The following is a 10,258-nucleotide window of genomic DNA, read 5'->3' on the forward strand; positions in this document are numbered from 1 at the left end:
GGTCAGGCCCACTGCATCTCCAGCAGCGACCGGATCTCCTCGGCGGCCGACCGCAGGTCCGCGAGGAAGATCCGCAGCAGCGGGTTGCGGTTGGTGGGCCGGGTGGCGACGCCGATGCGCCGGTGCAGCCGGGGGTGTTCCAGCCGGCAGACGTGCACGCCGGTGGTGTCGCCGAGCCCGAGGGCGGGGACGAGTGCGATGCCCATGCCCGCGCGGGCCAGGTTGATCGTGACCTGGTAGTGGTCGCTGCGGCAGCGGACCCGGGGGCGGAAGCCCTCTGCCGCGCACGCGCGTTCCAGAACCGGTTCGCCGGTGTGGCCGCCGTGCGTGCCGATCCAGCTCTCCCCCTCCAGGGCGGCGAGCCGGACCTCGGAGTGCCGACCGAGGCGGTGCCGCAGGGGCAGAACCACCAGCTGCGGTTCGTCGAAGAACATCTCCACGTCCACGGTCGCCTGCCGGCACCAGGGGTCGAGCGGGTGCTCGAAGACGACCGCGGCGTCGAGCCGTCCCGCCTCCAGGTCCGGCACCAGCTCGTGCGGCTGCCCGAGGATCAGTTCCAGCTCCACCTGGGGCCGGTTCGCCGCGAACGCCGACAGGGCCCGGGGCAGCAGCTCCAGGCCCGAGGACGCGAAGAAGCCCAGCCGCAGGACCCCGGCCTCGCCCTCGGAGTGCGCCCGCAGGTCGTCCTGGGCGACGGCCATCAGGTCGGCGACCGCCTGCGCGTGTTCGGCCAGGCGCACCCCGGCCTCGGTCAGCCGCAGGCTCTGCGGCTGACGTTCCACCAACGCCACTCCGAGCTCCTGCTCCAGCCGGGCGAGCTGATGCGAGATCGCGGAGGGGCTCAGATGCAGCGCCCGAGCTGCGGCCACGATGGTGCCGGTACGGGCGATCTCCAGCAGGACGAGCAGTCGGGCACTGTTCAGCATCGGGTCAGGTTAGGACATACCGACGCGTTGCGTCGTTCCGGCACCGGCCCGCCCCGCCCGGGTCTGCTCCGGGAACCCGGCGGGCTCGTCCACGTCCAGGCGCAGCAGGTCCTCCTCGGTCTCCCGGCGCACCACGGTGCGGGCCCGCCCGTCGCGCACGAAGACGACGGCGGGGCGCGGCAGCTTGTTGTAGTTGGAGGCCATGGCGTATCCGTAGGCGCCGGTGACGGGTGTGGCCAGGAGGTCGTCCACCGCGACGTCCGCGGGCAGGGCGGCGTCGTCGACGATCACGTCGCCGCTCTCGCAGTGCTTGCCGACCAGCCGGGCCCGCAGGGGCCGGGGGGCGCGCGGGCTGCGCGGCAGGAACACCTCGTAGCGGCTGCCGTACAGGGCGGGGCGCAGGTTGTCGCTCATCCCGCCGTCCACGCCGATGTACGTCCGCACGCCCTCGATCCGTTTGATCGTGCCCACCCGGTAGAGGGTCAGCCCGGCGCGGGCGGCGATGGACCGGCCGGGCTCCACGGTCACCGAGGAGCCCCAGCCCGCGTCGCGCACCGCGGTCCGCACCCGGGCCGCCCATTCGGCGAACGACGGTACGGTCTGTCCCGCCTCGTACGCGACGCCGAGGCCGCCGCCGACCGTGAGCCGGTGCATCCGGGTGTCGGCGGCGAACCGGGCGACGGCCGCGGCACCGGCCGCGAGCTCTGCGGTGTCCAGCACCTGTGAGCCCACGTGCGCGTGGACGCCTTCCAGGATCATCGCCGGGGAATCGGCGGCCCGGCGCACGGCGGCCGCCGCGGTTCCGCCGGCGAGGCCGAAGCCGAACTTCGAGTCGTTGCCACCGGTGCGGATCGCCTCGTGGGCACCGGCGGCCACTCCGGGCGCGACCCGCAGCTGGATCCGGGCGGGCGGCAGGTGTTCCTCGGCGTGCAGGCGCTCGATGCGGTCCATCTCGTCGAAGCTGTCGACCACCAGGTGCCGCACCCGGGCGGACATGGCCGTGCGCAGCTCCGCCGCGTCCTTGTTGTTGCCGTGCAGGACGATCCGCTCGGCGGGCACCCCGGCGTGCAGCGCGACCCGCAGCTCGCCGCCGGAGGCGACATCGAGCAGCAGCCCCTCTTCGTGGGCCAGTCGGGCCATGGCCGTGCACAGGAACGCCTTGGAGGCGTAGGCGACGTTGTCCCGGCCGAAGGCGGCGACCGCGTCCCGGCAGCGTCGGCGCAGATGCTCTTCGTCGTACACGAAAAGGGGTGTCCCGAAACGTCGTGCCAGGTCGGTGAGCGGAACACCACCGACGGCCAGCCCTTCCGGACGGATTTCGGACGTGCCGGGCAGCAGGTCCGATTCGATGGGTGACGTCATGCTTTCCTCCCCGGAAGCCGGCTCGCAGCCATCCTGCGGCCTTGCGAGGAGTCGTAAAAGCGGATTCTTCTACGGCTGAGCCTCATGCTTTTCGATGCTTGCGGCCGAGCCCGTGCTTTCCTTGCTCGGGCGCCGTCCGGAACCGTACGGGCATCGCACCGATGTGCCGCACGTCCACCGGGCCGGCCTGCGGGGTACGCGTCCTGCCGGGGCGGTCCGGCGTCCGTTGTCACACCCCTGTGCCAGGCTTCTTCACGAGCGCCGGGGAGGACCCCCTCGTCCCGGCGACGACTTCAACCGCCCATCCGCCCAAGGAGCGCAGAGCATGTCCGGCACCGACACCGTCCGTACCTCGCTGGAAGCCATGGCATCGCTTCTCGCCCCCGCCTGTCCGGCCGTCGCCGAGCGGGTGTTGCACGCCCACGACGACCCCGAGGGCTATGTGCGGACGCATGCGGACCAACTGGCGGACCGCAGCATCGACGAGCCCGTCGCGGACCTCGCGTGGATAGCGCTCGTGGACGCGCTCCACGATCACCAGTTGCTCGCGGAATTCGACTGGAAGGAGGACTCGGAGGAGATCCGGGCCCAGTTGACGACGCTCGCCTCCCGGCCGTCCGTGGACCCCTGGACGCTGTTCGAGGCCGACGAGACGTCCCTGCCGACCCACGAGTTCCTGACGGCCTGCGGTCGGCACTATCGCGAGGTCGGCGCGGCGCTCGCCGTCCTCGACATCGAGTCGGACTGCTACCCGGTGGTGTGTCTGCGCGCGGAGCAGGCCGAGGAGTTGACGGCGCTCGCCGGCCGTGCGGGGTTCAAGGCACTGGCCCTGGGGGGCTGAGGACGGCGCCGTGGTCCGGGGCGGGCGAGGACTGGGGCCGGGGCTATGAGTTCCCGTTCCGGTCGTGGTCCGACACCGGCAGGGCTTCCTGCGGGACGAGGGCGGTGGAACCCGGCGCGGTGCAGGCGTACGCCCCCGCCACGGCTCCCAGGCGGGCGCATTCCAGCGGATCCCGACCGGCGAGCCTCCCGTACAGGAAGCCGCAGACGTACGCGTCCCCCGCGCCGTTGGAGTCCACCACCGGTGCGGGCGGGGTGGTCGCCGGGATGTGGTGCGGGGTGGAGCCGCCGTCCCGGGTGAGTACGTGGGAGCCGCCCGCACCCGCCGTGGCGACCACGGTGTCGGCGCGGCCCTCGCGGAGGATCTCCCGCATCAGGGCGAAGGTGTCTTCGCCTTCGCCCGTGCCCGCCGCGCTGAGGAAGACGAGGTCGGAGCGGAGTGCGAACTCCCGGTGGTAGTCCGCCAGTCCGTCCCAGTCGTGCAGGTCCGTGGAGACGGGGACGCCGAGTTCCTCGATGTCGTCGTAGAGGAAGCGGGTGAAATTCATGATGGACAGATGGACGTGGCGGGTCCGCCGCAGCCTCGGCAGGTAGAAGTCCCGGGGCATTCTCAGGTCGTCCGGGTCGCGGGCGTCGTAGAACGACATCCGGCGCCCGGTCGCGTCCACCAGGTTCACGGCGCGGCGGGTGCCCGCCGGAGAGATCAGCGGGGCGAACTCCACGTCCCCCGCGGCCAGTCGCTCGCGCACCTGGGCACCGATCCAGTCGTCGCCGATGCAGTCGAGGAGTGCGACCCTCAGTCCGAGCGCCCGGGTGCCGAGAGCCACGTTCCCTCCGGTGTGGCCCGCCCATTCCTCGATCGGCCCGACATGGACCGAATCGGCGAGCGGGACGGGCAGGGCGTCGACCCGCACGATGGTGTCCACCCCGCTGCCGCCGACGACCAGGACGTCGTACTCCGGGTGCTCCGTGCGCTGTTGGGCCATTCCCGAGCCTTTCTTTTCCTGCGGACGGCCCAGTATGCCGTGACCGGAGCAGCCGCCCCCCGGAAACGGAAATCGAATCGTCGCGGGGAAGCAAAGGGGAACAGGGGGAAGTAAATGGCCGAGCCCATTTCGACGGAGAAGTCCGAATATGCGGCGACGCCCCATATAGACGGAAGACTTCGTGAATGTCATCGCCGGAATCGGGCGCGGGTAAAGTGACCGGCCGGACCACCGGGAGGGCGCCGATGCGGGCGTTGGCAGGAATAAGGAAACGGGCCGGGACATTCGGGGCCCGAGCGGGCACTGCACTCGCGGCCCTCGTGCTCCTCGGCGGTGCCGGAACGGCCGTGGCGGCCGGCCCGAGCAACGCACCGAGCGCCACGGCACCGTCCGCCGTGACCGCCACCACCGGGCCGGACCGCCCCGCCGCCGACGGTGCGACCCAGTCCGAGCGCCTGGCCGAGGAGCTCCGCAAGAACCCGGTCTACGTCTCGGCCGACCGCCCCCGCAGGCTGCCGCGTTCACTCGCCCCGGACATCGCCGCCCTCGCCGGGCGCACCGGCGTGCCCACCTATGTGCTGGCGCTGCCCTCGGGCGACGCCACGCTGCTCGCGCTGGTGCACGACCGGCTCGGCAAGGACGGGCTGTACGTGCTGATCGGCGACCACAGCACCATCACCGCCTCCGCGTTCGGCGTCGACGTCCCGGCCGAGGAGGCGCGCCGTGTCGCCCTGTACGGCACCCCGTACGGGGCGGGACCGCTCGCCGCGTTCGAGTCCTTCGTCGACGCGATCGCCTCGGGCCACGACCGGGCCGCCGCCGAGGCCGAGGCTCTGGACGACCGTTACCACGAGGAGGACAAGCCCCACCTGTACATCAGCTCCACCGACCGGCAGAACCAGAACATGCTGCTCGGTCTGGCCGTGGTGGTGATCCCCGGTCTGGTGCTGGCCCTGGGCATCCGGCTCTCCTGCCGCCGCTCCGGCCGACCGCAGCCGACCGGGAAGAAGGCCGCAGGTCCGAAGGTCCCGCCCGTCGCCCTGAGCAAGACCCCGCCCGTCACCCCGGACAAGGGCAAGGAGAAGGATTCCGGCAACGGATCGGGCAAGGGGTCGGGCGGAACCGCGGCGAAGCCGAAGGCACCGGCCCGTACCGGGTGGCCCGCCGCCCGCCGGCGCGGCGTGCTGCCGGTGACGGTGGTGGCGACGGTGGCCGCCGTGTTCGCCGTGGTGCTGTCCGCGCCCACCCTCTTCCCGCAGACCATCGACAGTCCGTACCTCGACGTCACCCGGGCGGACCTGGACGCCCGGGTGGAGGAGGTCGCCGCCGGGCTCGCCGCCGGACCGGTCTACCAGGACCCGTCCACCGCGGACGTGCTGACCGGGGCCGACCTGCCCGCGCTCCGGAAGCGGATCGCCGAACTCTCGCCCAAGGGCCCGGTGCGCGTACTGGTCACACCGTCCGACAGCGACGACGAGAGCGGCGGCGACGACGGCCTCCTGCTCGCCCTGGTCCACCGGCGCACCGGCCAGGACGGCGTCTACGTGCTGATCGATCCCGTGTCCGGCCGGATCGCCATGGACACCTTCGGCACCGACCAGGACACCTTGCACCACTTCAGGCGCCTGCCGTACGACGTCCGCTACCCGGAGTACCGCAGGGACGGCGACCTGCGGGTGATGCCGCGGCTCGACCGGACCCTGGACGCCGTCGCCGCTGCCCGGCCGAGCAAGGGCTACGACCCCGCGGCCCGCGACACCGAGCTGCCCCCGCTGCACGACAACCGGCTGCCCGGCCTGTTCAGCAGCGACTTCGGGCCCGGCATCGCACTCGGCACGATGCTGCTGGGCGCGCTGCTGCTGATCGTCTGGCTGGGGATCGTCGTCGTGCGGGCCGTGCTGGGACACCGCCGCGCCCGCGCGGCCGAGCCCTCGCCACCGCAGCACACCGTCCCCCGGCCCGCCGCCGTGCTGCCGTCCGTCCGGCAACTGCGCGCCTGGGCCGCCGCCGACGTCCGCGAACTCACCGGGCAGCTGGCCGCCGCCGAGCAGGACGCGCCCGGCCGCGCCCGCGCCTGGGACTGCCTGGATGCCGCCGGACTGCTGGCCGACACCGGCGACGAGGCCACTGAGGCGGGTGACCTGGCCGCCGTCGTGGTGCTCTCCCGGGCCGGGCTCGACGCCCTCCGGGGGCACCTCCACTCCTCCCTCTGCCGGCTCAACCCCCTGCACGGCGAGGCCACCGGCGGCAAGGTCCCGGGGTGGCTCGCCGGCCTCGGTATCGGCCCCGGGTCGGCACGGCTGTGCCCCGCGTGCCGGGACGCCCTGCGCGGTGACACCACGGTCCCGGCCTCCCGCGAGTACGAAGCCACCGAACGGCTGCTGCGTCTGCCCGGGGCGGGCGGCCGTGACCGGACCGCCTGGGACGAGGCCGGGCAGGTCCTGCCGGACGCCCGCAGAGGGATCGAAGCACTCATTCTCAGGGCCAGGGAGTCCGCCAGTGTCCAGTGAACGACCGACCAGTGACCGTCCGTCCGGCGTTTCCCGCGGCTTCGTCGCCGGGCCGCTCGCCGCCCTGCTGCTGGCCTGCACGGTGCTGCTCGGCACCGGCGCCCCCGCCCGCGCGGAGACCGCCGGGACCGGGCCGACCGCCACGACGATCGCCGAGGCGCTGGCCACCGACCCCGTCTACGTCGACCCGTCCTACGCGGCCGCCGTCAACCCCGCCCAGCAGCGGGCCCTGGCCGATCAGATCGCCGCGACCGGCCTGCCGATCAAGGTGGTGCTGGTGCCGCTGCAGAAGGGCGACGCCTTCGACGGCAGCGCCCGCGCCCTCGCCTCGGTGGTCGAGGAACGGCTCGGTCTGCAACAGCTGATCCTGATCACCAACAACGACTACGGGAAGTGGCTCAACGGCACCGAGTGGCCCACCGACGCCCATCAGACCCGCGACGCCGTCGCCGCTGTCGGCTTCCTCAGGGAACTCGACGACGCCGGACTGGCCGCCCGGGTCGGCAGGGCCGTGGAACTGATCGAGGCCGGCAACGGCACCGAGGTCTACGAGGCGGAGACCGCCAAGATCGACAAGGAGCGCTCGGCCCGGCCCGAGACCGGGACCGGGGTCGAGACCGAGGAGGGCGCCTCCGGCGGCCCGGGACCCCTGCTCGTGGTCGCCGCGGTGCTGGTCCTCGCCGTCGGCGGCGCCTTCCTGGTACGCCGGCGCCGCTCGCCCCGGCACACCGCCTTCACCTTCCCCGACGCCGTCTTCGCCGCCGAGGAAGCCGCCGGCGAGGCCGGGCTGCGCCGCCGGGCCGCCGCCGAGCTGCTCGCCCTCGGCGAGGCCGTGGAGGAGGCCGACGGCGCCGCCACCCCGGGCCTGAGCCGGGCCCTGGACGCCTATGACGCGGCCGGCCGGGTGCTGGACGCCGCCCGGGGCCTGCCCGACCTGGCCGGCGTGCTGGCCCTGACCGCCGAGGGGCGTTCCGCCCTGGCACCGGCCTCCGGGCTCCCGTTGTGCTTCTTCGACCCCCGGCACGGCACTGCCGTCCGCCGCACCACCTGGCGCCCGCTCGGCCGCCGGGAGCGGGCCGACGTCGCGGTCTGCGAGGACTGCGACCAGGCCCTGCGCGCCCGCCGGGCGCCGCAGGTGCTCGCGGTCCGGGACCAGGGCCGTACCGTTCCCTATTTCGAGGTGCCCGCCGAACGCAGCCTGTGGGCGGCCACCGGCTACGGCTCCCTGCTGTCCGGTCCCGACGACACCCTCGCCGCCCGGGTCGGCGCCGGTGCGTTCAGCCGTGCCCGGCAGCGGTCCGAGGAACACGACGCGGCCGGGGACTGAGCCCGGCACGCCCCCGGCCGAGCGCCGGTTCCCCGACGGAACCGGCGCTCCGTCGTTCCGCCGCCCGGTACCGGCCGGCCCGTCCGGGCCCCGGGGGTCACTGTTCCTCCGCGGGGAGCAGGACGACCAGCCGGGCGCCGGGGTGGTTGTCCTCGATCCGGGTGCTGCCGTGGTGGGCCGTGACGACGTCACGGACGATGGCGAGGCCGAGACCGCTGCCGCCGGTGTCCCGGGCGCGGGCGTCGTCCAGGCGGGTGAAGCGCCCGAAGACGCGCTCCCGGTCGGCCTCGGGAATGCCGGGGCCGTCGTCGGCGACGACCAGTCGCGCGGTGCCGTCGAGGACGTGAAGGCTGACGTCGACACGGGTGGCGGAGTGGTGCAGGGCGTTGTCCAGCAGGTTGCGCACGACACGGGCGAGGGCATCCTCGTCGCCCTCCACGCGCGCCGCGCCCACGGCGTGCTGGTCGATGACGAGCCGGGTGCGCCGACGGGCCTGGCGTACCTCGGTGAAGACGATCTCGTCCAGGTCGACGGGGCGGAACCGCAGCCGGGGCCGGGCGTCGAGCCGCGCGAGCTGGAGCAGGTCGTCGACGAGCCGGGAGAGCCGTTCGGTCTCCCGCAGCAGCCCCGGGGCAAGGGCCCCCCAGTCGGCGGAGCCGGGGTGGCGCACGACGACTTCGAGGCGGGTGTGCAGGGTGCTGAGGGGGGTGCGCAGTTCGTGGGCGGCGTCCGCGATGAACCTTCGCTGCCGCCGGGTCGCCGTGTCCAGCCGTGCCAGCAGGTCGTTGAAGGTCCTGGCCAGCCGGCCGAGCGCGTCGTCGGCCGGTGGCACGTAGACGCGGCGGCTCAGGTCGGAGGCGGTGATCTCCGCGGTCTGGGCGCGCATGGCGTCCACCGGGCGCAGCGCGCGCCCGGTGAGCAGCCACACGATCCCGGTGAGCGAGGCGACGACCACCGGTACGCCGGTGGCCAGGCCGACGGTGAGCTGGGCCAGGCTGTGGTCGACGCCTTCGGTGGGCACGGCCACGTACACGGTCATGGGGTTGCGGGGCGTGCCCGCGGGGACGCCGACGGCACGCCACGTCCCGCTGTCCCCCGCGGGAATGTCGTGGACGGTGCGGGCCCGCGGAACGGCGGACCTGCCCACCGGAAAATCGAACACCCGTGGCCGTCCGCGCAGATTGGCCGAGCTGGAGCTCACCCTTCCCCCGGTATCGACGACCTGTACGGCGACTTCCCCGTGGTCGGTGAGCGGCACTTCCGCCGGGATCTGGTCGGTGTCCTCGTACGACGCCACGACCTGGGCGCGCTGCAGGGCGGTCTGGTCGAGACCGCTGATCAGGCTGGCGTGCAGCCAGACGACGAGCAGCGCGGCGGCTCCGGCCAGTCCGGCGGTCATGACCACGGCCGCGGCGGCGGTCAATCGCAGTCGCAGTGACCGGCGGGCCCACCAGAACCGGACGTCGGCGGGCATCCGTCACCCCGCCCCGCTGCACAGTCGGTAACCGGCGCCGCGGACGGTCTCGATGGTCCGGCGGTCGAACGGGGCGTCGATCTTGCGCCGGAGGTAGCCGATGTACACCTCGACGACGTTGGTGTCGCCGTCGAAGTGCTCGTCCCAGACGTGGGAGAGGATGTCCGTCTTGCTGATCACCTCGTCGGGGTGCCTGAGCAGGTACTCCAGGAGCGTGAACTCCCGTGCCGTCAGGTCGATGTCGCAGGACCCACGGCGGCAGCGGTGGCGGGCGGGGTCCAGGGCGAGGTCGCCGGCGGTGAGCACGGCGGGCCGGGCGGGCGCTCCGCGGCGCAGCAGTGCCCGCAGGTGGGCGACGAGCACCACGCAGGAGAAGGGCTTGCTCAGGTAGTCGTCGGCGCCGAGGTCGAGGGCGTCCGCCTCGTCGTACTCCCCGTCCTTCGCCGTGAGCATCAGCACCGGTGTCCAGACCCTGGCGGCCCGCAGCCGTTTCAGGACCTCGTACCCCGACATGGAGGGCAGCATGATGTCCAGCCCGATGACGTCGTAGGGCTCGTGGAGAGCCCGCCACAGTCCGTCCGCACCATCGTGTGCGACATCGGCGACGAAGCCCTCCGCGGCGAGTCCGTCGGCGATGGCCTCGGCGAGTGCGTGCTCGTCCTCGATGATCAGCATTCGCATGGCTGTCTCTCCCTCCACCGTAGCTCCGGACCGTCGGCCGGGGCACTGAGAGGAGGCTGAGAACCGGGCCCGGGGTAATCCGACCCGACGCTCCCCCCCCCCGCGGGGGGGGCGGGACGAGCGGGAGAAAGACAAGGGGACAACATCACTAA

The 10,258-nt window shown here is 73.3% G+C and carries 8 protein-coding genes; 3 read left to right on the forward strand and 5 right to left on the reverse strand.

Annotation, left to right across the window (positions count from 1 at the left end):
- Nucleotides 1-2 precede the first annotated feature (2 nt).
- Both ACWCXX_RS34435 and lysA read right to left on the reverse strand, forming a co-directional pair.
- Nucleotides 3-926, reverse strand: a complete 924-nt coding sequence (locus ACWCXX_RS34435; RefSeq protein ID WP_451134213.1) for a LysR family transcriptional regulator — start codon at nt 924-926, stop codon at nt 3-5.
- A gap of 9 nt (nt 927-935) precedes the next feature.
- On the reverse strand, nt 936-2,288 hold the full coding sequence (gene lysA / locus ACWCXX_RS34440; RefSeq protein WP_451134215.1) for a diaminopimelate decarboxylase: 1,353 nt from the start codon (nt 2,286-2,288) through the stop codon (nt 936-938).
- A 325-nt stretch (nt 2,289-2,613) separates the two neighbouring features.
- Between lysA and ACWCXX_RS34445 the strand changes: the two genes are divergently transcribed.
- Nucleotides 2,614-3,129 (forward strand): DUF6630 family protein, encoded by a 516-nt coding sequence (locus tag ACWCXX_RS34445; RefSeq protein WP_451134217.1) that lies wholly within the window; start codon nt 2,614-2,616, stop codon nt 3,127-3,129.
- A gap of 43 nt (nt 3,130-3,172) precedes the next feature.
- Here ACWCXX_RS34445 and ACWCXX_RS34450 read toward each other — a convergent pair whose 3' ends face one another.
- Nucleotides 3,173-4,114, reverse strand: a complete 942-nt coding sequence (locus ACWCXX_RS34450) for a carbohydrate kinase family protein (protein WP_451134219.1) — start codon at nt 4,112-4,114, stop codon at nt 3,173-3,175.
- Nucleotides 4,115-4,509: 395 nt separating this feature from the next.
- On the opposite strand from ACWCXX_RS34450, the gene ACWCXX_RS34455 reads away from it, so the two are divergent.
- Both ACWCXX_RS34455 and ACWCXX_RS34460 read left to right on the forward strand, forming a co-directional pair.
- Nucleotides 4,510-6,624 (forward strand): hypothetical protein, encoded by a 2,115-nt coding sequence (locus ACWCXX_RS34455; RefSeq protein WP_451134221.1) that lies wholly within the window; start codon nt 4,510-4,512, stop codon nt 6,622-6,624.
- Nucleotides 6,614-7,951 (forward strand): hypothetical protein, encoded by a 1,338-nt coding sequence (locus ACWCXX_RS34460; protein ID WP_451134223.1) that lies wholly within the window; start codon nt 6,614-6,616, stop codon nt 7,949-7,951. The genes ACWCXX_RS34455 and ACWCXX_RS34460 overlap by 11 nt, the downstream gene beginning before the upstream one ends.
- 97 nt (nt 7,952-8,048) lie before the next feature.
- Here the strand turns inward: ACWCXX_RS34460 and ACWCXX_RS34465 are convergent, their stop codons facing one another.
- Nucleotides 8,049-9,425, reverse strand: a complete 1,377-nt coding sequence (locus tag ACWCXX_RS34465) for a HAMP domain-containing sensor histidine kinase (RefSeq protein WP_451134225.1) — start codon at nt 9,423-9,425, stop codon at nt 8,049-8,051.
- A gap of 3 nt (nt 9,426-9,428) precedes the next feature.
- On the reverse strand, nt 9,429-10,106 hold the full coding sequence (locus ACWCXX_RS34470; RefSeq protein ID WP_451134227.1) for a response regulator transcription factor: 678 nt from the start codon (nt 10,104-10,106) through the stop codon (nt 9,429-9,431).
- Nucleotides 10,107-10,258 lie beyond the last annotated feature (152 nt).

The sequence above is a fragment of the Streptomyces sp. NPDC001732 genome (assembly GCF_053596315.1).